Source organism: Arthrobacter sp. SE2 (genome assembly GCF_058244265.1).
Genome location: NZ_JBZAYA010000006.1, coordinates 216,919 through 241,509, shown reverse-complemented (window position 1 = coordinate 241,509; position 24,591 = coordinate 216,919). Strand labels below are relative to the sequence as shown.

22 protein-coding genes are annotated in these 24,591 nt (G+C 64.8%); 8 read left to right on the top strand and 14 right to left on the bottom strand.

Annotated features, from left to right (window positions below; translation table 11 throughout):
- Positions 1-52: 52 nt before the first annotated feature.
- Genes AC4CS3_RS11090 through AC4CS3_RS11080 form a run of 3 tightly spaced genes read right to left on the bottom strand, consistent with a single transcriptional unit; the run spans position 53 to position 2,102 of the window.
- Positions 53-391, bottom strand: coding sequence for a YciI family protein (locus AC4CS3_RS11090; protein WP_490783512.1), 339 nt, complete (start codon positions 389-391; stop codon positions 53-55).
- Positions 388-1,731: an RNA polymerase sigma factor gene (locus AC4CS3_RS11085; protein ID WP_490783511.1), complete on the bottom strand. Its 1,344-nt coding sequence runs from the start codon at positions 1,729-1,731 to the stop codon at positions 388-390. The genes AC4CS3_RS11090 and AC4CS3_RS11085 overlap by 4 nt, the downstream gene beginning before the upstream one ends.
- Before the next feature lie 44 nt (positions 1,732-1,775).
- On the bottom strand, positions 1,776-2,102 hold the full coding sequence (locus AC4CS3_RS11080) for a YciI family protein (protein ID WP_439181410.1): 327 nt from the start codon (positions 2,100-2,102) through the stop codon (positions 1,776-1,778).
- 213 nt (positions 2,103-2,315) lie between these two features.
- On the opposite strand from AC4CS3_RS11080, the gene AC4CS3_RS11075 reads away from it, so the two are divergent.
- The 8 genes from AC4CS3_RS11075 to AC4CS3_RS11040 all read left to right on the top strand — a co-directional run bounded on the left by AC4CS3_RS11075 (position 2,316) and on the right by AC4CS3_RS11040 (position 11,547).
- Positions 2,316-3,194 (top strand): FAD binding domain-containing protein, encoded by an 879-nt coding sequence (locus AC4CS3_RS11075; RefSeq protein ID WP_490783510.1) that lies wholly within the window; start codon positions 2,316-2,318, stop codon positions 3,192-3,194.
- A gap of 5 nt (positions 3,195-3,199) precedes the next feature.
- On the top strand, positions 3,200-3,736 hold the full coding sequence (locus tag AC4CS3_RS11070; RefSeq protein WP_490783509.1) for a (2Fe-2S)-binding protein: 537 nt from the start codon (positions 3,200-3,202) through the stop codon (positions 3,734-3,736).
- The gene (locus tag AC4CS3_RS11065) at positions 3,733-6,126 is read left to right on the top strand and encodes an aerobic carbon-monoxide dehydrogenase large subunit (RefSeq protein ID WP_490783508.1); all 2,394 of its coding nucleotides are present in this window, start codon (positions 3,733-3,735) and stop codon (positions 6,124-6,126) included. The genes AC4CS3_RS11070 and AC4CS3_RS11065 overlap by 4 nt, the downstream gene beginning before the upstream one ends.
- A 1-nt stretch (position 6,127) precedes the next feature.
- Positions 6,128-7,069, top strand: coding sequence for an XdhC family protein (locus tag AC4CS3_RS11060; protein WP_490783507.1), 942 nt, complete (start codon positions 6,128-6,130; stop codon positions 7,067-7,069).
- 21 nt (positions 7,070-7,090) lie between these two features.
- The gene (locus tag AC4CS3_RS11055; protein WP_490783506.1) at positions 7,091-8,011 is read left to right on the top strand and encodes an AAA family ATPase; all 921 of its coding nucleotides are present in this window, start codon (positions 7,091-7,093) and stop codon (positions 8,009-8,011) included.
- Positions 8,004-9,248, top strand: coding sequence for a vWA domain-containing protein (locus AC4CS3_RS11050; RefSeq protein WP_490783505.1), 1,245 nt, complete (start codon positions 8,004-8,006; stop codon positions 9,246-9,248). The genes AC4CS3_RS11055 and AC4CS3_RS11050 overlap by 8 nt, the downstream gene beginning before the upstream one ends.
- 104 nt (positions 9,249-9,352) lie before the next feature.
- Positions 9,353-10,876 carry an acetaldehyde dehydrogenase ExaC gene (exaC, locus tag AC4CS3_RS11045; protein ID WP_490783504.1) on the top strand — a complete coding sequence of 508 codons (1,524 nt, stop codon included), beginning with the start codon at positions 9,353-9,355 and terminating at the stop codon, positions 10,874-10,876.
- An 83-nt stretch (positions 10,877-10,959) separates the two neighbouring features.
- A complete protein-coding gene (locus AC4CS3_RS11040; protein ID WP_490783503.1) occupies positions 10,960-11,547 on the top strand; it encodes an adenylate kinase in 588 nt (195 codons plus the stop codon).
- A 94-nt stretch (positions 11,548-11,641) separates the two neighbouring features.
- Here the strand turns inward: AC4CS3_RS11040 and acs are convergent, their stop codons facing one another.
- The 11 genes from acs to AC4CS3_RS10985 all read right to left on the bottom strand — a co-directional run bounded on the left by acs (position 11,642) and on the right by AC4CS3_RS10985 (position 24,494).
- Complete coding sequence (gene acs, locus AC4CS3_RS11035) at positions 11,642-13,675, bottom strand: acetate--CoA ligase (protein ID WP_490783502.1); 2,034 nt, start codon at positions 13,673-13,675, stop codon at positions 11,642-11,644.
- An 84-nt stretch (positions 13,676-13,759) separates the two neighbouring features.
- Positions 13,760-14,782, bottom strand: a complete 1,023-nt coding sequence (adhP, locus tag AC4CS3_RS11030; RefSeq protein WP_490783501.1) for an alcohol dehydrogenase AdhP — start codon at positions 14,780-14,782, stop codon at positions 13,760-13,762.
- A 332-nt stretch (positions 14,783-15,114) separates the two neighbouring features.
- The gene (locus AC4CS3_RS11025; protein ID WP_490783500.1) at positions 15,115-15,357 is read right to left on the bottom strand and encodes a hypothetical protein; all 243 of its coding nucleotides are present in this window, start codon (positions 15,355-15,357) and stop codon (positions 15,115-15,117) included.
- 105 nt (positions 15,358-15,462) lie between these two features.
- A complete protein-coding gene (locus tag AC4CS3_RS11020) occupies positions 15,463-16,584 on the bottom strand; it encodes a ring-opening amidohydrolase (RefSeq protein ID WP_490783499.1) in 1,122 nt (373 codons plus the stop codon).
- Entirely contained in the window at positions 16,574-17,983 is a 1,410-nt protein-coding gene (locus AC4CS3_RS11015; protein ID WP_490783498.1) for an amidase, read from the bottom strand. Before AC4CS3_RS11015 ends, AC4CS3_RS11020 begins: the two co-directional genes overlap by 11 nt.
- On the bottom strand, positions 17,980-18,678 hold the full coding sequence (locus tag AC4CS3_RS11010) for a GntR family transcriptional regulator (protein ID WP_490783497.1): 699 nt from the start codon (positions 18,676-18,678) through the stop codon (positions 17,980-17,982). The genes AC4CS3_RS11015 and AC4CS3_RS11010 overlap by 4 nt, the downstream gene beginning before the upstream one ends.
- Positions 18,679-18,703: 25 nt before the next feature.
- Positions 18,704-19,942 carry a CaiB/BaiF CoA transferase family protein gene (locus AC4CS3_RS11005; RefSeq protein ID WP_490783496.1) on the bottom strand — a complete coding sequence of 413 codons (1,239 nt, stop codon included), beginning with the start codon at positions 19,940-19,942 and terminating at the stop codon, positions 18,704-18,706.
- Positions 19,929-20,819, bottom strand: a complete 891-nt coding sequence (locus AC4CS3_RS11000) for an enoyl-CoA hydratase/isomerase family protein (RefSeq protein WP_490783495.1) — start codon at positions 20,817-20,819, stop codon at positions 19,929-19,931. Before AC4CS3_RS11000 ends, AC4CS3_RS11005 begins: the two co-directional genes overlap by 14 nt.
- Positions 20,816-21,790: an ABC transporter permease gene (locus AC4CS3_RS10995; RefSeq protein ID WP_490783494.1), complete on the bottom strand. Its 975-nt coding sequence runs from the start codon at positions 21,788-21,790 to the stop codon at positions 20,816-20,818. Before AC4CS3_RS10995 ends, AC4CS3_RS11000 begins: the two co-directional genes overlap by 4 nt.
- Positions 21,787-23,322: a sugar ABC transporter ATP-binding protein gene (locus AC4CS3_RS10990; RefSeq protein WP_490783493.1), complete on the bottom strand. Its 1,536-nt coding sequence runs from the start codon at positions 23,320-23,322 to the stop codon at positions 21,787-21,789. Before AC4CS3_RS10990 ends, AC4CS3_RS10995 begins: the two co-directional genes overlap by 4 nt.
- Positions 23,322-24,494 (bottom strand): sugar ABC transporter substrate-binding protein, encoded by a 1,173-nt coding sequence (locus AC4CS3_RS10985; protein WP_490783492.1) that lies wholly within the window; start codon positions 24,492-24,494, stop codon positions 23,322-23,324. Before AC4CS3_RS10985 ends, AC4CS3_RS10990 begins: the two co-directional genes overlap by 1 nt.
- Positions 24,495-24,591 lie beyond the last annotated feature (97 nt).

Below are 24,591 nucleotides of genomic sequence, written 5' to 3'. Positions count from 1 at the left end.
CCAGAAAAAGTCTCCTCGCGGCCCAGAACAGTGTCAACGCTCTCAGCATCGCTCACGGGTCCATGGGTCGCACCTCGATCGGCCACAGCCTGGCCTCTCCGAATTTGCCGGCGATTTCCACAGCGCGGTCCATGTCCACGCAGTCGACAACGTAGTAGCCGGCCACGATTTCCTTCGTCTCGATGAACGGACCGTCCGTCAGCGTAGCTCCGCCGCTGTTGTTTCTTACGAACTTCGCTTCCTCACCCAGCTCATGTGCCTCCACGAACTCTCCGGAGGCCCTGAGTTCCTGCTGCACCGAGGCATGGGCTTGCATGATCGCCTCGATCTCGTCCGCGGGCAGGGCGTTCCAGGTGTCGAAGTTGTTTTGAATCAGCAAGAGGTGTTTCATTTTTGCTCCTTGACGGCGGGTGTCGTGCGGCTGTTCCGCTTGGCTTCAGATAAGGACGAGGACGCAGAACTAGTCTCCTCAAGGCGTTTGCCAAGGTAACGGCGCTCGGCCTCGGATGGTGCAAGCTCCCGGGCCCTCTGGTATTCATCCCGGGCCTCCGAGCTTCTGCCCAGGCGGCGCAGGAGGTCCGCTTTCGCGGCAGGCAGGAGGTAGTACCCCGCCAGCGAGCGGGTTCGGTCAAGTTGCTCGATGAGGGCAAGGCCGGCCTCCGGCCCCTGGGACATTGCGACGGCGACAGCCCGGTTGAGCTCGACGACCGGAGACGGAGCGATCTGCGCAAGGGAGTCATATAGCAAGGCCACCCTGGCGAAGTCTGTGTTGCCTGAGTTGCTGGCGGTCATATGGCACGCCGCAATGGCGGCCTGGACCCGGTAGCTCCCCGGCCGGGAACGGCGTGAAATGCCGAGCCGTTCGGCAAGGGCGAGGAGCGCGACGGCCTCGGCGATTTCAGCGTGATCCCACGATTCGCGGTTCTGTTCCTCCAACGTCACCAAATCCCCTGCCGCGTCTGTTCGCGAGCGTCGCCGTGCATGGTGGAACAGCATGAGCGCCAGGAGGCCCACGGCCTCCGGCTCTTGCGGGGATCCTGCGAGCAGCGAGACGAGCAAGCGGTTGAGGCGTATCGCTTCCCGGGCAAGGGGTTCGCGGATCAATGATTCGCCGCCGGTGGCCGAATAGCCTTCGTTGAACATGAGGTAGAGCACGGCGAGGACCCCGGACGTGCGTTCAGCCCTCAGCTCCGGCGGCGGCACCAGATACGGGATTCCTGCGTCCCGAATCTTGGCCCGCGCGCGGACGAGCCTCTTTGACATGGTTGCTTCCGAGACGAGGAACGCACGCGCAATCTCGCCGGTGGTCAGCCCCGCGACGGTACGCAGCGTCAAGGCGACCCTCCCGTCGAGCGGGAGAGCCGGGTGGCAACAAGTGAAGATCAGCCGCAAGCGGTCGTCCTCCGCGCCCGGATCGCTGGTGATCGCTTCGTCCAGGCTTTCGAGTTGAGCGATGATCGCGATTTCACGGACGGCCCTCTTTTCGCTGGCCGCACTCCGCATGCGGTCGATCGCCCGGTTCCTCGCCACGGTGGTCAGCCACGCTCCGGGATTCCTCGGAACGCCGTGCTCCGGCCAGTCGACCAAGGCCTTTGCGAACGCATCCTGGACGCAATCTTCTGCCAGGCTCCAGTCGCCCGTCACACGGATGAGGGTTGCGGTGATGCGGGCGGTCTCTTCGGCGGAGGCGGCCTCGACGGCGGTCCGGGCGTCCGTCAGTCCTGGTGCCACGTCATCCCTCCCACGATCATCGACGCCGGCCGCCCGGCGAACCGCTACAGCCCGAGCGGCCACACTGGCCTGATCTCGATCTTGCCGAATCTCGCCATGGGATGCTTGGACGCCACCTCGATGGCCTCATCGAGATCGGCACACGCGATGATGTCATAGCCCGCGATCCATTCCTTTGTCTCGGCAAACGGTCCGTCCGAGACAACTACCTCGCCCGCCCGCACCGTGACGGTGGTCGCGTCCTCGACGGGACGCAGTCGGTCACCGTGACGGCTCACTCCCCGGGCTTCCATCTCGGCCACCCATTCCACGATATTGTCCTCGGCGGGGACATATTCCGGCGCTGCCGGGTCGTTGCAAATGAAAAGCATGTACTCCACGATGACTCCTTCTTATCGGTTGATACACCATGACGACGGGCGGGACGTCGCGAAAAGGACACTGTTTGGGAAATTCTTTTGCGAGCCGAAATGGCCGCGATCTTGGCGCCCTTGACCATGTTGACACTGACAATGACGCGGGCAAGACTGATCATAGGTCCGCGTCCTACGAGGTGCAGGACGTCTGGCCCTAAGGGGTGGACAATGCAGATTCCGGCTCCATTTGAGTATGAGCGCGCGAGCGACGTCGCAAACGCGCTGACCCTCCTCGAGCGCCACGGTCCCGAGTCGCGCATCATCGCAGGCGGACACAGTTTGCTGCCGATGATGAAGCTGCGTCTGGCGCGGCCCGAGTGGCTGATCGACATCAACGACCTGACGGAACTGGAATTTATCCGCCGGGAAGATGGGCAGTTGCGTGTGGGCTCATTAACCCGCCACACAGCGCTCCTTGAGTCCAGCGACGTCGCCAGACTCTTTCCGATCATCCACGACGCCGAGCAGGTGATCGCGGACCCTGTGGTCCGCAACCGCGGCACGATCGGCGGCTCGCTCTGCCAAGCGGATCCGGCCGAAGACCTTTCTACTGTCTGCGACGTCCTGCGCGCCGAGGCCGTAATCCGCGGGCCCGACGGCGAACGGATCGTCGCAATGTCGGACTTCCACCGCGGCCCCTACGAAACGGCCGTGGCCCAGAACGAGCTGTTGTACGAAGTCCGCTTCACGATCCGCCCGCGCTCCGGCAGCGCCTATGAAAAGGTGGAACGCCGGGTGGGTGACTGGGCAGTCGTCGCGGCCGGGGCCGCCGTCGGGCTCTCCGCAGACGGCACCGTGGAAGAGGCCGCAATCGGGTTAACAGCGGTCGGGCTGGACGGCACCGTCCCAGAGGCCGAGGCCGTGCTTCGGGGACACCAACCGCATGAAGACCTGTTCGTCGAGGCCGCCCGCATCGCAGCCGCTGCTTGTCACCCGGTGGACGACCAGCGTGGACCGGTCGACTACAAACGGCACCTGGCCGACGAACTCACCCGCAGGGTCCTGCGCCGTGCTTGTGCGCGCGCTGCAGGTGCACAGGAAGGCTGAAGGCAATGCAGATCAGCATGACGGTCAACGGGGACAAGGTGACCCGCGAGGTCGAGCCCCGCGTGTTGCTGGTCCACTTCATCCGCGAAAACCTTGGATTGACCGGCACGCACTGGGGATGCGACACGAGCAACTGCGGAACCTGCGTCGTCCTGATGGACGGACAACCGGTGAAATCGTGCACCGTGCTGGCAGCCATGGCCGATGGACACGACATCCGGACCGTCGAGGGGCTGGCCGCCGGCGGCACGCTCGATCCGGTGCAGCAAGGATTCATGGAGGAACACGGCCTGCAATGCGGGTTCTGCACTCCCGGCATGATGCTCACCGCCAGGGCCCTTCTGGACCGCAACCCGCATCCCGACGACGGCGAGATCCGCCAAGCCATTTCCGGCCAGATTTGCCGGTGCACCGGTTACGCGACGATCGTCCGCTCGGTGAAGTGGGCCGCCGCCCACCCGCCCGGTTGGGATACCGAGACGGCCACTGGGACGGACGACGGCGGTGCCGGAGGGACCATCGCGGAAGAGGTGACGGCATGACCACCATCCAGGAGCATGCACCCAACCCGGCGGCCGGAGACCCGGCCCGCCCGATTGGGTTCGGCCGCCTCCAGCGCAAGGAAGACCCGCGGTTCGTCCGCGGCAAGGGCACTTACATCGACGACATTGTGCTGCCCGGCATGCTGCATGGAGCCATCCTGCGCGCCCCCGTTGCCCATGCCCGGCTGGTTTCAATAGATACCACCGAAGCGTTGGCGCATCCCGGGGTCCTCGCCGTCATCACTGGCAAAGACCTGCAGGCCCTCAACCTCGCGTGGGCGCCTACCCTGTCGGCGGACGTCCAGGCAGTCCTCGTCACCGACAAGGTCCGCTTCCAGGGCCAGGAGGTCGCCTTCGTCGTCGCCGAGGACCGCTACGCCGCCCGGGACGCCCTCGAGCTGATCGACGTCGAATACGACATGTTGCCACCCGTGATTGATGCGCGCCACGCCCTCGACCCCGGCGCGCCGGTCATCCGGGACGATATCGAGGGCCGGACGGACAACCGGATCTTCGACTGGGAGATCGGCGACGCCGCTGAAACCGAGGCGGTGTTCGCCGCTGCCGACGTCGTCGTGGCCCAGGAAGTCGTGTACCCGCGCGTGCACCCGGCGCCCATGGAAACCTGCGGCGCCGTCGCGGACTTCGACCCGGTCGACGGCAGGCTGACCCTCTACGAAACAACCCAGGCCCCGCATGCCCACCGGACCCTGTACGCAATAGTCGCCGGCATTCCAGAGCACAAGATCCGGATCGTCTCCCCCGATATCGGCGGAGGCTTCGGCAACAAGGTGGGCATCTATCCCGGCTACGTCCTCGCCGTCGTCGGCTCGATTGTCACAGGCAAGCCGGTGAAGTGGGTGGAGGACCGCTCGGAGAACCTGATGTCGACGTCGTTCGCCCGCGACTACATCATGCAGGGCGAGATCGCGGCCACCAAGGAAGGCAAGATCCTGGCAGTCCGGACCAACGTGCTGGCAGACCACGGCGCCTTCAATGCCACCGCGCAGCCCACCAAGAACCCGGCCGGTTTCTTCTCCATTTTCACCGGGAGCTATGACCTGCAGGCGGCCTACTGCAAGGTCACCGGTGTTTACACCAACAAGGCGCCCGGAGGCGTGGCCTATGCCTGCTCCTTCCGCGTGACGGAGGCGGTCTACCTCGTGGAGCGCATGGTGGACATCCTGGCCAGGAAACTGGAGATGGATCCGGCAGAGCTTCGGCTGAGGAATTTCATCAAGCCGGAACAGTTCCCTTACGCCAACAAGACCGGCTGGGTTTACGATTCGGGCAACTACGAGCCTGCCATGCGCTTGTCCATGCAGATGGCCGGGTACGAGGATCTCCGGCGCGAGCAGCTCGAAAAGCGGGAACGTGGCGAGCTGATGGGCATCGGCGTCTCCTTCTTCACCGAGACCGTCGGGGCCGGACCGCGCAAGCACTTCGACATCGTCGGACTCGGCATGGCCGACGGCGCCGAACTCCGCGTCCATCCCACGGGCAAGGCCGTCGTCAGGATCTCGGTGCAGAGCCAGGGCCAGGGCCACGAAACCACTTTCGCCCAGATCGTGGCCGAGGAGCTCGGCATCCCCCCGGAAAACATTGACGTCGTACACGGCGACACGGACCAGACGCCCTTCGGCCTGGGCACGTACGGGAGCCGCTCGACACCGGTCAGTGGAGGCGCAGTGGCGCTTGTGGCGCGCAAGGTCCGGGAAAAGGCGAAGTTCATTGCCGCCGCGATGCTTGAGACCCGGCCCGAGGACCTCGAGTGGGAGAAGGGCCGCTGGTTCGTCAAGGGCGATCCAAGCGCCGGCAAGACGATCGCAGAGATCGCCTTCGGCGCGCACGGCACCGTGGCCCTGCCGGAAGGCATTGACGGCAACCTCGACGCTGAGGTGACCTATGACCCTCCCAACCTGACGTTCCCGTTCGGCGCCTATATCTGCGTCGTGGACGTCGACGCCGGGACCGGCCACGTCAAGGTCCGGCGCTTCATCGCTGTGGACGACTGCGGGACCCGGATCAACCCGATGATCATCGAGGGCCAGGTCCACGGTGGGCTGACCGACGGCGTCGGGATGGCGCTCATGGAGATCATCGCGTTCGACGAGGAAGGCAACTGCCTCAGCGGCTCGTTCATGGACTACCTCATCCCCACGGCAATGGAAGTCCCGGATTGGGAGACCGGATTTACCGTCACGCCGTCGCCACACCACCCCATCGGCGCCAAAGGCATCGGCGAATCCGCCACGGTCGGATCGCCGCCGGCCATCGTCAACGCCATCGTGGATGCTTTGACACCGTATGGAGTTACGCACATGGATATGCCGTGCACGCCAGCCCGGGTGTGGGAGGCCATGCAGGGCCGGGCCAGGCCACCGGTGTGACATGCCCCTGCACGGAGAAGACTTGGCGGCGAGGGCGCAGGAACTTCTGGAACGCCGGGAGCCTTTTGTGCGTGCCACAGTAGTGCGCGCGCAGCACCCCACCAGCGCCCACGCCGGGGACACTGCCCTGGTGCTGGCCAACGGGGAAATCGACGGGTTCCTTGGCGGCACCTGCGTCGAGGCCTCCGTGCGCGAATACGGCCTGCAGACGCTGTCCAAGCACGAACCCCTGTTGCTACGCGTCGTCCCCGGCGAACCGTCCCGCACCCGCGAGGATGGCGCCGTGGAGGTCGCAAACCCCTGCCTCAGCGGCGGCGCCGTCGAGATCTTCCTCGAGCCGCAGATGCCCGCTCCCCGGGTGGTCGTCGTCGGCGCGACCCCCGTAGCACAGGCCTTGGGCGCCTTGGGTGCCATCCTCGACCTCGACATGGAACTCACCGACGGAACAGCCGCGGAACCGCGGGCCGACGACGCCGCCCTCATCGTCGCGTCGCAGGGCCGGGACGAGGAGCCCTCCTTGGAGGCCGCACTCCGGCTAGGGGTCCCATACGTCGCCCTCGTCGCCAGCCGCACGCGCGGCGCCGCCGTCCTGGCCTCACTCGACGTCGACGACGACCAGCGCGCGCGGGTGCACAGCCCGGCCGGGCTGCTGCTTGGCGGCCGGACGCCTGCCGAGATCGCGCTGTCGATTCTGGCGGAGCTTGTGTCCGTGCGCCACCTTGGCCGGACTGCAGACATGACGACGGCGGAGACTGCGACGGCGGATCCAGTGCCGACGAACGCCGAGCCCGCGAGTGCAGTGGACCCCGTCTGCGGCATGAGCGTCGCGGCTGTGGAGTCTACGCTGCACGCCGAGTACGCCGGGACGACGTACTACTTCTGTTCCGCTGGATGCAGGAGGGCCTTCCTCGCCGATCCGGAACGCTATGCCACTGCGTCGTGAGCCCCGGCTGGGACGTGACCGATGAGCGGACCGGTGCGGGCGGGTGCGGAAGACGAGGTGCGCCGTCTTGTCCCGGACGTTTCCGCGCTCATGTCCGCGCTCGACGACGGCGACTACCTTGCCGACGTCGGACTGGCGACCGCATTGTTCCTGTCCATCCGCTTGCCGCAACCCATCCTGCTGGAGGGCGAGGCCGGCGTCGGGAAGACCGAGGCGGCGAAGGCGCTGGCCAAGGTGCTCGACACTCCCCTGTATCGCTTGCAGTGCTACGAGGGCATCGACGTGGGCGAGGCTATGTATGAGTGGAACCATCAGCGCCAACTTCTGGGCATCCGCTTGGCTGAAGTCCGGGATGTCCGTGTGGAGGAGGCCGATCTTTTCGGGGAACAGTATTTGCTGCGCCGCCCGCTGCTGAAGGCGATCGAGCATCCCGGCCCGCGTCCGGCCGTCTTGTTGCTGGACGAGATCGACCGGGCCGACGCGGAGTTCGAGGCTTTCACTTTCGAGCTGCTGGCCGAGGCCGCCGTGACGATTCCGGAGCTGGGCACCATCCGCGCCACGCACCCGCCCGTCGTCGTCCTGACCTCCAACCGGACCAGGGACCTGCACGACGCATTGACCCGGCGCTGCCTCTACCACTGGATTGACTACCCCCGCCCGGAGCGAATCGCCGCGATCGTCCGCCGCAGGGTGCCCGGGAGCGCCGAGCCGCTCGCCCTGGATGCCGCAGCGGCCATCACGAGGCTGCGGTCCCTGGACATGGCCAAACCCCCGGGGATCGCGGAGGCAATCGACTGGGTGTCGGCCCTCACGGTGCTTGGCGTCGAACGACTGGACCCGGCTGCGGTGAAACAGACCTGGGGTTCGGTCCTGAAGAATCGCGACGATCTGGACATTGCGTGGGCCCGCGGCCCGGCATGGGTGGCCGGCGGCCATGACTGAGTATGCGCCCAGGGATGGCCGGGCCGGCGTCGATGCTGCGGCGTTGGCGGTTGGCTTCAGCACGGCGCTGCGCCGTGCCGGGCTGCCGAGCTCCCCGGACCGCGCGGCCTGGCTGGCCCAGGCCCTCAGGATCGTTCCCCCTGCTGCCCGTGAGCTGCTGTACTGGACGTGCCGGGTGGCGCTCGTCTCCTCGCACGAACAGCTGCCGGTATTTGACGCCGTCTTTGCGGCCGCATTCGACGGGATGCTCGATCCGGCGGACACCCGCGGCGATGCCAACAGTCCACCGACGATCGGCGCGGCGGAGCGCACCCGGGCGGCTCCAAGCGAACGACCCCTGGCCCATGCGGACGGTCGCGTCCCGGCGTCGCGGGCACCCGTCGCCGCCCCCGTCGTAGCGAACGACGACGAATCCAACGCACCCGGGTTCGAGGCAATCCTGGCCATGGCCTCCCCTGACGAGCATCTGCATGAGAAGTCCTTCGCCGAGCTCACCCCCGAAGAAGCTGCCCACGTGCGCCAGCTGGTGCGGCGTATCGTGCTGGCTACCCCGGAGCGCCGAAGCCGCCGGACACGCCAATGGGCACACAGCGGTGCAAAGCTCGACCTCCGGCGCACCATCCGCGCAGCCCGGCGCACCGGCGGCGACGCAAGCTCCTTGGTCTATGCCCGCCGTCGCCAGCGTCCGCGCCGCCTGGTGTTCCTGTGCGATGTATCCGGCTCCATGGAACCGTACACACAGGTCTTCCTTTCCCTGCTACAGGGCGCAGTAGCCGGTGCCCAGGCCGAGGCGTTCGTGTTCTCCACCCGGCTGACCAGGCTCACCCGGCAGCTTTCGAACCGGAACACAGACAAAGCCCTGGCCCTGGGAGCCGCCGCCGCCCCGGACTGGGCGGGCGGCACCCGGCTCGCGGAGAGCCTCCGGCGCTTCATCGATGGCTATGGACGCCGCGGCTTGGCCAGGGGCGCGGTCATTGTGGTGCTCTCCGACGGTTGGGCCCAGGACGCGCCGGAACTGGTGGACGCCCAGATGGCGCGGCTGCGGCGCCTCGCCTACCGGGTCGTCTGGGTCAATCCGAGGAAGGCCGGTTCGGACTACCAACCGTTGGCGGGTGGCATGGCCGCTGCGCTGCCCTATTGTGACGCCTTCATCAGCGGGCACAACTACGCGGCTTTGACGGAAGCTGCAGCCGCCATTCGCGCCGAGCGGTCACGCCCGGCAAGGAAGCAGGGGTAGCGCAACGTCAGTAGGGCCGCGGGCCCCATTGCAGCCTGGTCGCAACCTTTGAACCCCTAGCATGGGGGCCAGGACGAAGACGTCCGTTTTCCAGAGGAGTGACCATGACTGTTTATGTACAGCCCGGCCAAGAAGGATCCAAGGTCCAGTTCAAGGACCGCTACGAGAACTGGATCGGCGGCCAATGGGTGGCTCCAACTACCGGCCGATACATCGAGAACGTCTCCCCGGTGAACGGAAAGCAATTCACCGAGGTGGCTCGCGGCGCCGCTGCGGACGTTGAGCTCGCCCTGGACGCCGCGCACAAGGCTGCACCGGCGTGGGGCAAGACATCAGCCACTGAGCGCGCTGCAGTGCTGAACAAGATCGCAGACCGGATCGATGCCAACCTCGAAATGCTGGCCGTCGCCGAAACCTGGGACAACGGCAAGCCCGTCCGCGAAACCCTGAATGCGGACATCCCGCTCGCGGCGGACCACTTCCGGTACTTCGCAAGCGCAATCCGGGCACAGGAAGGCCGGCTATCCCAGCTGGACGAGGACACCACGGCCTACCACTTTCACGAACCCCTCGGTGTGGTGGGGCAGATCATCCCGTGGAACTTCCCGATCCTGATGGCCGTGTGGAAGGTGGCTCCCGCCCTGGCCGCCGGCAACGCGGTGGTCCTGAAGCCTGCCTCCAACACCCCGGCCTCCATCCTGGTCCTGGCGGAACTCATCGCGGACCTGCTGCCGGCCGGCCTGCTGAACATCGTCAACGGCTTCGGCTCCGAGGTGGGAAAGCCGCTGGCCTCCAGCCCGCGGATCCGCAAGATCGCGTTCACCGGCGAGACCTCCACCGGGCGCCTGATCAGCCAGTACGCCAGCGCCAACCTGATCCCCGTAACCCTGGAGCTTGGCGGCAAGAGCCCCAACATCTTCTTCAACGACGTTGCCGACTCCAACGACGCCTTCTACGACAAGGCACAGGAGGGCTTCACCCTGTACGCCTTCAACCAGGGCGAAGTCTGCAGCAGCCCGTCCCGAGCCCTCGTCCAGGACGGTATCTACGACTCCTTCATGGCCGACGCCGTGGCCAGGACGCAGAAGATCATCCAGGGCAACCCGCTGGACACCAATACCCAGATCGGTGCCCAGGCATCGGTAGGACAGATGGAGAAGATCCTCTCTTACATCGACATCGGGCACGAAGAGGGCGCCAAGATCTTGGCCGGCGGTGCACCGACGGAGCTTGACGGGGACCTTGCCGGCGGTTTCTACGTCCAGCCCACCATCTTCGAGGGCCAGAACAAGATGCGGATCTTCCAGGAGGAAATCTTCGGCCCCGTGGTCTCCGTGGCCCGCTTCACGGACTACAACGACGCGATCACCATTGCCAACGACACTCTCTACGGCCTCGGCGCCGGTGTCTGGTCCCGCAACGGAAACGTCGCGTACCGTGCAGGCCGTGAAATCCAGGCCGGCCGGGTCTGGGTCAACAATTACCACGCCTACCCCGCCGGCGCTGCGTTCGGCGGCTACAAGTCCTCCGGCATCGGCCGCGAGAACCACGCCATGATGCTGGACCACTACCAGCAGACCAAAAACCTCCTGGTCAGCCACTCCGAAAACAAGCTCGGATTCTTCTAGAGCCTGATCGACGAGCACAGCAAGCTTTCAACGGCTGCAAGCTTTCAACAACTGCACAACGAAGGGCTACTTGAATGACGAGAATGCTGATTATTGGGCCGCCCGGTTCCGGCAAAGGCACGCAGGCGGAACGGATCTCCGAACGCCTCGGCGTCGTTGCGATCTCCACCGGAGACATCTTCCGCGCCAACGTGAAGGGCGGGACGCCCCTTGGCATCGAAGCCACGAAGTACATGGATGCCGGTGACTTTGTCCCCGACACGATCACCAACGAGATGGTGCGCAGCCGCCTCAGCGAGGACGACGTCGAAAACGGCTTCCTGCTCGACGGGTACCCGCGCACCACGTCACAGGTGGACTACCTCGATGAGATCCTCGCCACCGGTGAGCAGAAGCTTGACGTTGTCCTGCAGCTGACCGCCGATGACGACGAACTGGTCCATCGCCTGCTGGGCCGCGCCAAGGAGACCGGCCGCAGCGACGACAACGAAGCCGTTATCCGCCACCGGCTGGACCTGTACCACGAGCAGACCGAAGCCGTAGTGACCAAGTATGCCGAGCGCGGCATACTGAGAAAGGTTAATGGCCAGGGCGGAATCGAGGATGTCACCGACAAGCTAATGGGCGCCATCGAAAACCCAAGCAGGGTGTCCATAGCCGGCGGACGGTAATCCTGGAACCACCGGCATCAGTGATCCCGGAACAGTAATCGGCCCTGTCGGATTCCCTCAACGGAATCCGGCAGGGCCGAGCTGTGGTGGGCTCTTACAACGAAGGCTTCAGCGACTGCGCGATCTGGGACATGATCGTTGGATCGGAGAGGGTGGTGGCGTCGCCGGGTTCGCGGCCTTCGGCGACGTCTTTGAGGAGGCGGCGCATGATCTTCCCGGAACGGGTCTTGGGCAGTTCCGGGACCACGAGGATGTGCCTGGGCTTGGCGATGGGGCCGATTTCCTTGCCGACGTGGTTGCGCAGTTCGGCGACGGTGGCGTCGCCGCTGTCCTGTCCCGACGGGGCGGATTCGCGCAGGATGACGAACGCGACGACGGCCTGGCCGGTGGTTTCGTCGGAGGCCCCGACGACGGCGGCCTCCGCCACCCAGGGGTGGGAGACGAGCGCGGATTCGATTTCGGTGGTGGAGAGCCGGTGGCCGGAGATGTTCATGACGTCATCGACCCGGCCCAGGAGCCAGATATCGCCGTCGTCGTCTTTCTTGGCCCCGTCGCCGGCGAAGTACATGCCCTCGAAACGGGACCAGTAGGTCTCCTTGAACCGTTCCGGGTCCCCCCAGATGCCGCGGAGCATGGCCGGCCAGGGTTCGCGGACCACGAGGTAGCCTCCGTGCCCGTCCGGGACGGACTCCCCGGCCTCGTCCACGACGTCGATCGCGATGCCCGGCAGCGCCACCTGCGCCGAACCCGGCTTGGTCGCCGTGACCCCCGGAAGGGGCGCGATCATCTGGGCGCCGGTCTCGGTCTGCCACCAGGTGTCCACGATCGGGGCAGGGTGTTCCTTCTTTTCCCCGTTCTTGCCGGCATTGGAGCCGATGACCTCCCGGTACCACATCCACGCCTCGGGGTTGATGGGCTCCCCCACCGAACCCAGGACCCGGATCGAGGACAGATCGTACTTGCCCGGGATCTCCTTGCCCCATTTCATGAACGTCCGGATCGCGGTGGGGGCGGTGTAGAGGATGGAGACCTTGTACTTCTCCACGATTTCCCACCAGCGGCCCTGGTGCGGGGAATCCGGGGTGCCCTCGTACATGACCTGGGTGGCGCCGTTGACCAGCGGTGCGTAGGCGACGTAGGAGTGGCCGGTGACCCAGCCGACGTCGGCGGTGCACCAGAACACGTCCGTGTCCGGGTGCAGGTCGAACACCGCCCTGTGGGTGTACGCGGTCTGGGTAAGGTACCCGCCGGTGGTGTGCAGGATGCCCTTGGGCTTGCCCGTGGTCCCGGAGGTGTACAGGATGAAGAGCGGGTGTTCGGCGTCGTGCCCGACGGCGGTGTGCTCGCCGGACGCGGTCCCGACCGTGTCCTCCCACCACTGGTCCCGGCCCTCGTGCCAGTCCACCGGCTCACCGTTGCGCCTGACCACCACCACGTTCTCCACGGTGTGGCCGGGGGCGGTGAGGGCCTGGTCCACGGCGGGTTTGAGCGGGCTGGGCTTGCCGCGCCGGTAGGTGCCGTCCGCGGTGACCACAAGCTTGGCCTCGGCATCATCGATCCTGGAGCGCAGCGCGTCCGCGGAGAAACCGCCGAACACCACCGAATGCACGGCCCCGATCCGGGCACAGGCCAGCATCGTGATCACCGCTTCCGGGATCATCGGCAGGTACACGGCCACCCGGTCGCCCTTCGCTACCCCGACGGATTCGAACGCGTTCGCGGCTTTCTTCACCTCTTCGGTGAGCTGCGCGTACGTGTAGGAACGGGTATCGCCCGGTTCACCCTCGAAGTGGATCGCCACCCGGTCCCCGAGCCCGTTCTCCACGTGCCGGTCCAGGGCGTTGTACGCGGCGTTGACCTGCCCGCCGACGAACCACTTCGCGAACGGCGGGTCGGACCAGTCCAGGGCCTGGCTGAAGTCCGTCTCCCACTCCAGCAGTTCGCGGGCCTGCTTCGCCCAGAACGCGGGACGGTCCGCAGCCGCTTCCGCGTAGACTTCGGCGCCGACTACCGCATTCGCGGCGAACTCAGGGGTGGGCGCGAACTTCCGGTCCTCGTGAAGAAGGTTTTCGAGGGCATCGCCGGGATGAGGTGGCCTGTATGATGCTTCGGTGCGGGCGTTGGACATAGCTAAGCTCCTTAGGTCTCACTAAGCTGTTCTGTTGAAATGCACACGAGTCGATGTCCGAGCATCGTCCGCGGCTGAATTCGATCAGTATTTAATGACCACGCGGCCGTCGATCTTGGCGTGCTTCATTTCGTCAAGGACCGCGTTGACCTCGGAGAGTTCCCTCGTGGACACGGTCGGGTGGATCTTGCCCTGGGCGTAGAAGTCCAGCGCTTCCTCCAGGTCCTGGCGCGTTCCCACGATCGAGCCACGGACGGTCAGGCCCTTGAGCACAATCTCGAAGATCGGCGCAGGAAAGTCTCCCGGCGGAAGCCCGTTGAAGACGATCGTCCCGCCACGCCTGGCCATGCCGATCGCCTGCCCGAACGCCGAAGGATGCACCGCCGTGACCAGGACACCATGGCAGCCCCCGGTTTCCCGCTGGATGACTTCCGCGGGATCTTCGTGCAACGCGTTGACCGTAAGCTCGGCACCGTGTTTTTTGGCGAGGGCGAGCTTGTCGTCGGCGATGTCCACCGCGGCAACCCGCAGGCCCATGGCCACCGCGTACTGGACGGCGATGTGGCCCAGGCCGCCGATGCCGGAAATGGTGACCCATTGGCCCGGCTTGGCCTCGGTCATCTTCAATCCCTTGTAGACCGTGACGCCGGCGCACAGCACCGGGGCAACCTCCACAGGGTCCGAACCTGCCGGAATCCTCGCCGCGAACCGGCTCTCCACCAGCATGTACTCCCCGAAGGAGCCATCCACGCTGTAACCGGCGTTCTTCTGGGCCTCGCACAGCGTTTCCCAACCGGTCCGGCAGAACTGGCAATCGCCACAGGCAGACCAGAGCCAGGCATTGCCCACCAGATCCCCGACGGCCAGGTCGGCCACGCCCTCACCGAGGGCCACCACTTCGCCCACGCCTTCATGGCCGGGCACGAACGGCGGTGAAGGCTTGACCGGCCAATCGCCCTCCGCGGCGTGCAGGTCCGTGTGGCAGACCCCGGTGGTCATGACCCTGACCAGCGCTTCCCCCCGGCCGGGAACAGGAATGGGAAGGGACTGGATCTGAAGGTCTTTACCTAATTCAGTTACTACGGCTGCTTGCATTGTCGTCGTCATTGGCGAAATCCTTGCGTCGTTAAAGCGTTGAGCAAATGGAGAATGAAATTTGGGCGCCGGGGCCGAAAGGCGTCGGCTCACGTTCCGAGTAGCCGCTGACCACAAGGAGTTCGCTGGCATATCGCTGTCGTGGCCTGGACCATCGCGGCCTGATGCCCGAAACACAACCATCGCGAGCCCCGTTGCGGGCAGGTCGATGGAGCGTTGGCTTCAGCCTAGGGGCGGGAGGGTTGCGAGCAGGTTGCAGCCTTGTGAGTCAGTTCACATGCAGCTCCACGCTCCACGCTCGGATTCCGCGCAGAGAAGCCGTCATTAGTCACGCAGCGTCGGGCCTAGGAATATCGGGGCCTTGCGATTCGGAGGTCTTCGCATCGGTGATAGAGGCGCCGCCCGAGTCCTTTGTGCTGCATGAGCCAGACGCCCGTGCCGTCGGGCATCGTTGCGTCTACGGTTCCCGCCGTCAACATCTCCGCATCCCTGTACACCTGGACTTGCTCGCCGGGATGGAGGGCCGCCCAATCAGTGACGAAACCATCTGCCCGCGTGGGAGGGCCGCCGTTTGTTCGCTCTCCCAAGTAGCAAGTCGGTTCGGAACTATTAGCGCTTTCAGGCGAGTTCATATCGGTTCCTTCGAAAGATGGGCCCCAATGCGTAGACAGGGTGCAACAGCGGCGAGTCCTTCATTCCGTCGCCCTCACAATGATGGCCAGCGGGTTGCCGTTGGGAGGGCCCTGATGTGAATTCCGCTCACCACCGCTGACGAAGACCGTGGTGTGTCCGGTCAGCGAGGCCAGGAGAAAGCCGCCCATTGCCTTGGCGACGTGGTACCCGACCTGGTCGTCCAGCATGGTGATTCGCCGGCCGTCCAGCTCCGCTGTTTCGGGCATGATCATCTTCGCCAAGGCGTACACAACGGCTTTTGAGGTTTCACTGACGTCGCAGCCGGATCCTATGCCTGCGGATTCGAGGGCACCGCTTACAGCAGATGCGTCGATAATGGTCCGCATCGACCGGTGCCCGATACGCAGTGGGCTGGACGAGTCGGTTGAATTGCCCAGCAACAGAACTTCGGCATGTGTTTTCTCGCCCCCGGAAGAAGTCATGGCGACGTCCGAGAACACCGACCAGTCCCTGCGGACCATCGAATCGTGTACTTGATCGTCGTCTGCCTCGCCCAAGGCGAGGGCGACGCCGAGCGCGGATCCGTCGTTGGAGTAGCAGATGGCGCCCTCAGCTCCAATAGAGACGTCCCTGGTGACAGTTTCATGGCCACGGGAGTTCGCGTCCGCGATCGACTCGGCGGTCAGGGACGGCGCCTTGACGAGGACGAGGTGGACATCGGACGGATCCGTCAGCCCGGCATCCTCCATGGCAGTACTGACGGCCGAGCGGACCTTGGAGATCTGCCCCATCCGCCCGACTTCCTCGGGGAGGATTTCCTCCGAATGCGACAGCCCGACGACGAGGCGCGGACTGCCGTTGTCCGGTTTCGGCGCGGGATCGGCCGTCCGCGTGAAGAGGGCAACGTGGGGCGTGATCACGCCGGGACTGCCCCCGGAAAGCACGATGCAGACCCGATCGGCGATCTCAGCCGGGCTGCATCCGGTCCGCTCGGCGAGGAGTGTCCGGATTGCCAGGTCGGCGGTCTCCCGGCCGACGTCCCGGCCTAGGCCGGTCCCCTCGCTTTTGCCCACGACGGCGACGACGTCGGCGGGATCGATAGTTCCGGCGTCGAAGAGCTTGACGATCTCCGAGACATCGGCCGGGGTTCGCATCTGGCATACATGCACGTCAGTTCGCATCCGGGATCCTGTTCGTCAGTGTTGTGGTGCGCACCCATTCGGACGCTTGTTCCAGCGCCGCGCCGAGCGCGAGTGCGACGTCTTCCCTGAAAGGGGGCGCGACGATCTGGACGGAGATGGGCGCTCCCGAGTGGGCCGTGGCGACGGGCACGGACAGGGACGGGAAGCCGAAAAGGCTGATGGCCCGGCTGGGGGCCAGCAGGTGGAAGTTCCCTACATTGCCCTGTAGGTCCCGCGGTATGTCAACGCTCACCGGCAGAATGAGTGCCCGCTCCCCCGTGAGCCACTGGCGAAGCCGGGCGACAATCTGGTTCCTGTGTTCCCACAGCGCGGCCCGTTCGGCCGGGCCGGGTTCCGTCCGGTTTCCCAGTATGGCCCGCACGGGGGCGCCAATGAGCCCTGGTCGGGCAGCATCGAGGGCGGCGATGGTGGTCATGGCGTCTGCGGCACGGAGCCGGTCATAGACCTGCAGCCCGTCGGCGACTGCCTCGGGCAGGCCCTCCTGGACACGTGTTCCGGATGACCTGAGGGCTTCGACCGCGAAAAGGACAGTTCGCACAACCTCGGGGTCGACCGGTACGTTCCCGATGTGGGTACCCCAGCGGACTCCGATGTCTCGTGGGTCCAATTCGCGGTAGTTTCCCAGCGGCTCGTCGACCGCGATCGGGTCGATGCCGTCTGGACCGCTGATCACGGAAAGCACTGTGTGCATGTCATCGATGCTGCGGCCTATCGGGCCGATGACCTGGACGGCGTCCTGAAAGGAGACTGCCTCCACTCCAAGCGCATCGGAACCGGGAAGGGTTGGTTGCTCCCCCGACCTGGGGACGCGCCCCACGGTTGGACGCAGACCGACGAGGCCTGCGCACTGGGCCGGCCAGCGGATCGAGCCGCCGTAGTCGCTCCCGATGCCCACCAATGACATTTCGGCGGCAATCGCGGCGGCCTCACCGCCGCTGGATCCCCCCGGAGTCCATGCTCCGAGAGGGTTGAATGTCCTGCCGAATAGTTCGTTGTTCGTGTCCACCCCTAGGGCAAACTCCGGACAGTTGGACTTGCCCATGAGGATGCCACCGGCAGCACGCATTCTGGCCACGGCCGTTGCGTCTGTTCCAGCGCTCCAGCCTTTAAGAATCCGGGATCCACAGGTAGTCGGAAGGTCCGCGGTCGCGAGCATGTCTTTGACGGTGAACGGGATGCCGGCAAGCGGGCGGTCTGTCCAGGCCGATGTAGCGGATTCTTGCAGGGCATCGGCGCTTCGGCTGCAGACCAAGGCATTGAGTGGGCCGTTGCGGTGTTCAATCTGGTCCCCCGCATGCTTCACAAGGGCGTCACCGGCCAACCGTCCGGACCGCACCTGCGCCGCGAGCTCCCGCAAGGTTACAGGGGTGGTGGTCACCCTCCAGTGCCAATCAGATCATCGAGATTTTCAAGGAGAGACGCGTTGCCGTGGTGGGCGATCTCGTACAGGACAGCTTCCTTGTCGCCTGTTTCGATGCTTTTCAGCAGTTGGGCATGGCGCGGGTGCATGTCTTTGCGGTCACCAAACATCTGTTCACGGAACTTCAGGTTGTATCCCATGCAGAGTTCGAGCTGAAGGCGGAGTCCTTCGTAGGTGTTGATGAGCCGTCTGTGGCCCGGCAGGGAGACCAAGGCCAGGTGGAAGCGGCTGTTGGCCTCGACCGCTGCTTCATCGTTCATTTCCTCGGCCGCGACGCGCATGTCCTCGAGGGCATCGCGCATGGGCTGAAGCCGATTCGGGTCCAGGACCGGCATGCCCAGTTCCACGGCCATCCGCTCCAGGGCGAAGCGGAGGGAATAGATCTCCCGGACGTCTTCGGCCGTGATGGGGATGACGATAAAGCCCCGGCGGGGAAGGCTTTGGACCAGCCCGTCCCGTTGAAGTATCCGCAAGGCCTCTCGCAGCGGTGGCCGGCTGACGCCGAACATCTCCGACAGCCGTTCCTCGACGAGCCGTTCCCCGGGCCGGAATTCGCCTGACACGATCAGGCCCCTCAACCGCTGGACGACGGCGTCGGCCATCGTCGGGACGACGACTTTACTGGTGCCGTGGGCCGTTGCTTCAGCGCTCATGTTGTCTCCTGATCGTGTTTCGGGTTCATAGTCCGCCATTGCTAACGCTGTCCGGGTCCGGGTGGACGTGGACCGGACCGGTGATGATACCGGCCTCCCTCAGGCGGGTGATTTCCGACGACGAGACGCCAAGTTCCGCCGCGATTTCCAGCGTGTGTTCGCCCAGCATGGGTGCGGGGCGGCGCAGCCAGCCCTCTTCGCTGCCCTGGACCTTGACCGCCTGGCCAAGCACTTTCATCGTACCCAGTTCCGGGTGCTCGACTGTTTGTACCATGCCCAGAGCCGCGGTAATCGGGTGGTTCAAGGCCTGTTCCAGATCCAGCACGCGTCCGCAGGGGATGCCGGCGTCGTTGATGAGCGGGATCCACTCTTCCGCGCCCCGTGTTGCCAGGGCATCCTCGATGAGACGGCGCAGCTCGACGCGGTTGGTCATGCGGCCTGCGTTGTCGGCGAATCTGGGGTCCTCGGCCAAAGCATCCAGGTTCAACACGGTGCAGAGACGCCGCCACATCTTTTCGTTCCCCGATGCGAGGGTCACCGACGCGTCCCGGGTCTTGAACGTCCCCTGCGGGAACATGATCGGGTGGTCGTTCCCGTCGCGTCCCGGGACGACTCCCAGGCTGAGGTACTTCTGTGCCTGGTACGACATCAGTGTCAGGGTGGACTCCATCAAGGACGATTCGACTAGCGATCCCCGGCCCGTCCGGTCGCGCTCGTGCAGAGCTGCGAGGACGCCGACGGCCGCGAAGACGCCCGTGGCTGAGTCGCTGATGGCAATCCCGACGCGCAGCGGCCCGGTCTCCTGTGTCCCGGTCACGCTCATGAGCCCGGACATTGCCTGTGCCGTTTGATCGAATCCGGGAAGCGCGTCGCCTGGCGGCTGCGTGCCGAACCCACTGATGTTGACGTAGATCAGCCGCGGATTGCGGGCCCGGAGCACTTCGGCGCCCAGCCCCATCTGTTCGGCGGTCCCCGGTCGGAAGTTCTGCACGAATACATCGGCGTCATCGATGAGCCCCAGCAGCAGGTCCCGGCCTTCCGCTTGTCGGAGATCCACGGCAAACGAGCGCTTGTTGCGGTTCGATGCAAGATAGTAGACGCTTTCATCCCCGTGGAACGGGCCGGACTGGCGGGCCGGGTCCCCGGTCGGGAGGGTCTCGATCTTGATGACGTCGGCCCCAAGATCTGCCAGGAGCATCGTCAACGTCGGGCCCGAAAGGTAGCGGGTAAGGTCAATGACTTTCAATCCGTCAAGAGCGGCCATGAGAGGGGATCCTTCCGTCAGTGAATTTCGGGGTTCGGCCGGTGAGAAATGCGTCGATTCCTTCGCGGAGATCGTTTCCCCCGTAGGCCTGGGTGTGCAGTTCCCGGATCAGTTCGTGCCCGTCCGTGACCGCGGGGTCGGCGGCCAGTGCCGTTACCTGTTTGGTGGCCCGGACCGTGACTTCCGAGCTTTCGACAATGTTCCATGCCAGGCGGGCCGTTTCGGCGCTGAGTTCCCCGGCTTCGACGACCTTTTGGACAAGGCCCCAGGCCAAGGCCTGGTCTGCGGTGGCGAGGGTGCCGCTGTAGACGAGGTATTTGAGGTTGGCGGCTCCGATGAGGCCGGCGACGGCGCGTGTCTCGGTGAGCCCCAGCGTCACGCCGAGCTTGCCGATCGGAATGCCGAAACGCGAGCCGCTGCTGGCCAGGCGGATGTCGCAGGCTGTTGCGAGTTCACATCCGCCTCCGACGGCCAGGCCATCGATCATGGCGATCACCGGGAAGGGCACGGATTGGATCGCCTGCAGGGCCACGGCGATCGCTGCGTTGTATCGGTCTGCCGCGGTGGTCCCTAGGCGCTTTGCCGGGAACTCCGAGATGTCGGCGCCCGCACCGAAGGCTCGTCCCCCGGCGCCCTTCACGATGACGACGCGCACGGCGGGGTCATCGCGTAGGCCAGTGAAAACTGCGCCGAGGCGCTGCCAGCCGGCGAGGGTCAGGGCGTTGTGCTGGGCCGGGCGGGTGAGCGTGACCACGGCGGCGGTCTTGTTCTCCAGCGCCAATGTCTGGACTGCGATCATGTCCTCCACGGTGTCCGCTGAAGGCTCTGCTTCGAGAACGGCGAGCAGATCCTTTGCAGCTTCGATGACGCGCGTCATCCGTTGTCCAATGGAACGCGGCGTCGGGACAGCTGGGACAAGGCGACCGCTACGAGCAGGGCACCGCCGTAGAAGAGCTGCTGGACGTAGGACTGGATCCCCATGAGTTGCAGCCCGGTGATTCCGGTGACCAGGAAGTACACGGCGATGGCGGTCCCCCACGGATTGAACCTGCCGGGCATGATGCTCGTCGCGCCGAGGAACGCCGCTGCGAAAGCGGGAAGCAAGAGGTTCGTGCCCGAGGTGGGATCGGCGCCGCCTGAGGTCCCGGCGTAAAGGACTCCCGCGACTGCAGCCAGGGTCGAGGACCCCATCAGGGCGCCGACCCGGACGCGTCCGACGCGGACACCGCTGAGCTTGGAGACGTTCCGGCCGCGCCCGACGAAGAGCAGGCGGCGTCCGATGGAGGTGTATTCCATGATCCACCACAGCAGGGCGCACAAGCCGATGGCGTAAAAGAACGCCAAGGAAATGCCGCCAAAGCGTTTTACGATGACCCAGTCCACCAGAGTGTGTGAGATGCCCGAAATGGTTGCGGAGTTGCTGACCCAGAGGGTAATTCCGCCGAGTAAGGTACCCATGCCGAGGGTGACGATCAGGGATTCAATCCCGAAGAAAACCATGATGATGCCGTTGAGGAAACCGACCAGCAGGCCCATCGCGAGGGCGGCGATGATGGCTGCCCAGATGGGCCAGCCGTATTGGACGTTGAGGATAGCGATCATCATGGCCGACAGGGTGAGCACTGCACCGACCGAGAGGTCGTAGTCGCCCGCAGTGAGGGGAACGATCAGGGCCAGGGTCAGGACGAGGAGGACGGCTTGGGAGCCGAACATGGTCTGAAACGTTGCCGGTGTCAGGAAGACGTGGGGGTTGGCGATACCGAAGCCTATGATCAGCAGTAGCCACGCACCGGGCAGTGCGATGCGCTGAACAAGGCTGAGCCGGCCCGCGCCCTTGAGAAGGGTCATGAGGCCTCCGCCGGTTGGGCGTCCTGGTCCACGGCGTACGACTGCTCCGAGATCTCTTCCTTGTTCACGTGGGTTCCGGTCAATTCCGTCACGATCCGTCCCTGCCTGAACACCAGGACGCGGTCGCAGATCAATGCCAGTTGTTCGTGGTCGCTGCTCGCGCATAGCACAGCCATCCCTTCTGCGGTCGCTGACCGCAATACGCTGAAAATTTCTTCACGGGCGCCGACGTCGACGCCCTGTGTCGGCTCATGGACCATCAGCAGTGACGGTCTGGTCTGCAGCCATTTGGCCATGAGAACCTTTTGCTGGTTGCCGCCGGACAGGCTTGAACAAGGCAGGGTCGGATCATTGGGCCGCACCTGGAAGGCGGAAAGAACCTTCCTGGCCTCCTCGCGCATGCGGGAGCGGCGAAGGATGGGGCCCTTCTGGAATTGGTCCATGGTCTGCATGCTGACGTTGTCCAGGACCGAGAGGGAGAGAATCGCCCCGTCGCGCGGCCGGTCGGCCGGAACAAGCGCCATGCCTGACCGGAAGGCGCTGGTCGGGTTTTGGCCCCGCAAACGCACGACTGATCCGTTCAAGGCCAGCGTGCCGGTCTCTGCTTTGGCCGCGCCGAACAGAATGTAGGGAAGATCCTCGAAACCGGAGCCCGACAGACCTGTCACCCCGAGGATTTCTCCCTCATGAACGGCGAAGGATGCCTCGGCGACGAGGCCCCCCCTGAGCCCGTCAATGACTGCGACTGGTTTGGTGGCCGCGATTTGCGCGGCGCTGCGGTGAGACACAGCCTTGAGCTCGTGGCCTACGATCAACTTGACCAATTCCTCGCGGCTGGTCTGCTCCGTCGCGCCGTTGCCGACAACGCGGCCGTCCCGGAATACGGTGAATCGGTTCGTAAGGCGCTTCACTTCTTCGAGGTCGTGAGAGACGAACAACACCCCGGCCCCGCCCGCGGCGACGTTGCGGGTCAGATCGAAGAGCATCTCCGTGTCGTCCTGCGGCAGGAACACCGTCGGTTCATCAAGGACCAAGAGACCGTTGCGAGGCGCACCGGAAACGGCCCGGACAATTGCCAGCAGCGCCCGTTCGACAGGCCGAAGCGTGCTGACCGCAGCGGACGGATCCAGCTCGACTTTGTACTTCCTGAAGAACTCATTGGCGATTTGGCGCCAGGACCTCCACCGGATGCCCGCGGAGTGTCCAGTGGAAATCTCATCGAGAAACAGATTCTCCAGAACGCTCAGACTGGAGATGAGACCTAGATCCTGGTGGACAAACCTCATCCCCAGCGCCTTGTAGTCTCCGGGAGCAAGCGGAAGTCTGACTTCGTTTCCGTTCACCAGCAAACGGCCACCGGCATCCGGTTCGTGGAATCCGGCGAGCACCTTGATGAGCGTGGACTTCCCGGAACCGTTCTGGCCCAGAAGCCCGTGAATCTCGCCCGCGTTGACTGTGAGGTCAACCCCTTGCAGCGCCTTGACTCCGCCGAAGGTCTTGGCGAGGTTGCTGATCTGCAGAACGGCTGACATTACTTCACGCCCCAGAGGGTCTTGTATCCGTCCTGGAATTTCGCCGGATCCCCGTAGCCATCCTTCTGGTTTGCGGGTGTTCCCGTCTCATTGACATTGCTTGCGTCGAAGAGCCGCAACGGAGTTTTTTCACTGGCAAGCGGGGCCGTTCCGGTGAGGACACGAAGGACCTGGTCCATGTTGGCCCATCCCAGCCATTCGAGGGGTTCGCCGATCTCGGCTGCGACCAGGTTCTTCGCCTGGATCATGCTCAGTACCGAGGCTGTTCCGTTGTAGGCAACAATCTTGACGCTGTCTGTCTTACCCGCCTGGGTGATGCCAGTGCCAAGCAACGGAGTCATTCCGTCGAACACCGGGACAACATAGTTGATGGTCGGGTCGCTGAGCAGGGCAGCCTGGACCTGGGTGGGGACGTCGGTCGCCCAGTTCGAAATCGGGATGTTCACGACCTTGGCCTTGCAGCTGTCGGGGCAACGGGCCTTTAGTTCGTCACTGAATGCGGACGCGATCCCCGCGCTGGGCTGGACTTCATTGGAGGCCACAAAGTAGGCGTTCACATGACCGCCGGATTGCGCAATCGCATAGTCGGCCATCAGCGTCCCCGCGCGGTAGTGGTGGGCGTCCACGAAGGCCGTCACGTCAGGAAGATCCTTCTTTGCAGAACCGATGTAGGACTCGTCGTAAAGGTGGGTGCTGATGACGGGAATCCCTGCCGCCTTGGCCGCGGCAATCTGTGGTCCGAGGAGCTTCGGGTCAGGTGAGCCCTCGAGGACGATCGCATCGACCTTTTGGGCGATGGCGCTGTCCATTCCCTGGATCCATTGCGACACCTGTCCCTGGTTGGTGAACTGAACCACCTTGACTCCGACAGCCTTGCCGGCGTCTCCCATCGCGGCGTCAACAATCTGGTTGAACGGAACAGTGCTGTTCAAGCTGATGTTGGCCACGACTTTCCCCTTGGCCTTGGAAGCATCGAAAGCCGGACCCGGTGCGGAAAACGACGGTGCCGCCTTCGCCTGGTCGATGACGGCCTTCACCGCGGTGGTATCGATGGCAGGATTCTGCGTTCCGGACGTGGCCGTACTGCCGCCCTCGGAACAGCCTGCCAGTGCCACGAGCGTCATGGCGGCCAGGGAAAGTGTTAGTGCCCTGAATCGGGTGGTGCGCGTCATTGCGGTTCCTTCAGTGGGTTCGGGCAGCGGGGCGGCCAGCCATGCTGCGTGATACGCATCACCCTACTCCGTCTTTTGAATACTGTATACAATTTTC

Coding starts and splice junctions, on each gene's coding strand:
- AC4CS3_RS11005 (WP_490783496.1), bottom strand. CDS start 19,942: ATGGCCGCTCTTGACGGATTGAAAGTCATTGACCTTACCCGCTACCTT.
- AC4CS3_RS11065 (WP_490783508.1), top strand. CDS start 3,733: ATGACCACCATCCAGGAGCATGCACCCAACCCGGCGGCCGGAGACCCG.
- AC4CS3_RS10990 (WP_490783493.1), bottom strand. CDS start 23,322: ATGTCAGCCGTTCTGCAGATCAGCAACCTCGCCAAGACCTTCGGCGGA.
- exaC (WP_490783504.1), top strand. CDS start 9,353: ATGACTGTTTATGTACAGCCCGGCCAAGAAGGATCCAAGGTCCAGTTC.
- AC4CS3_RS11050 (WP_490783505.1), top strand. CDS start 8,004: ATGACTGAGTATGCGCCCAGGGATGGCCGGGCCGGCGTCGATGCTGCG.
- AC4CS3_RS11060 (WP_490783507.1), top strand. CDS start 6,128: ATGCCCCTGCACGGAGAAGACTTGGCGGCGAGGGCGCAGGAACTTCTG.
- AC4CS3_RS11090 (WP_490783512.1), bottom strand. CDS start 391: ATGAAACACCTCTTGCTGATTCAAAACAACTTCGACACCTGGAACGCC.
- AC4CS3_RS11055 (WP_490783506.1), top strand. CDS start 7,091: ATGAGCGGACCGGTGCGGGCGGGTGCGGAAGACGAGGTGCGCCGTCTT.
- AC4CS3_RS10995 (WP_490783494.1), bottom strand. CDS start 21,790: ATGACCCTTCTCAAGGGCGCGGGCCGGCTCAGCCTTGTTCAGCGCATC.
- AC4CS3_RS11075 (WP_490783510.1), top strand. CDS start 2,316: ATGCAGATTCCGGCTCCATTTGAGTATGAGCGCGCGAGCGACGTCGCA.
- AC4CS3_RS11080 (WP_439181410.1), bottom strand. CDS start 2,102: ATGCTTTTCATTTGCAACGACCCGGCAGCGCCGGAATATGTCCCCGCC.
- adhP (WP_490783501.1), bottom strand. CDS start 14,782: ATGACGACGACAATGCAAGCAGCCGTAGTAACTGAATTAGGTAAAGAC.
- AC4CS3_RS10985 (WP_490783492.1), bottom strand. CDS start 24,494: ATGACGCGCACCACCCGATTCAGGGCACTAACACTTTCCCTGGCCGCC.
- AC4CS3_RS11000 (WP_490783495.1), bottom strand. CDS start 20,819: ATGACGCGCGTCATCGAAGCTGCAAAGGATCTGCTCGCCGTTCTCGAA.
- AC4CS3_RS11020 (WP_490783499.1), bottom strand. CDS start 16,584: ATGCGAACTGACGTGCATGTATGCCAGATGCGAACCCCGGCCGATGTC.
- AC4CS3_RS11010 (WP_490783497.1), bottom strand. CDS start 18,678: ATGAGCGCTGAAGCAACGGCCCACGGCACCAGTAAAGTCGTCGTCCCG.
- acs (WP_490783502.1), bottom strand. CDS start 13,675: ATGTCCAACGCCCGCACCGAAGCATCATACAGGCCACCTCATCCCGGC.
- AC4CS3_RS11070 (WP_490783509.1), top strand. CDS start 3,200: ATGCAGATCAGCATGACGGTCAACGGGGACAAGGTGACCCGCGAGGTC.
- AC4CS3_RS11040 (WP_490783503.1), top strand. CDS start 10,960: ATGCTGATTATTGGGCCGCCCGGTTCCGGCAAAGGCACGCAGGCGGAA.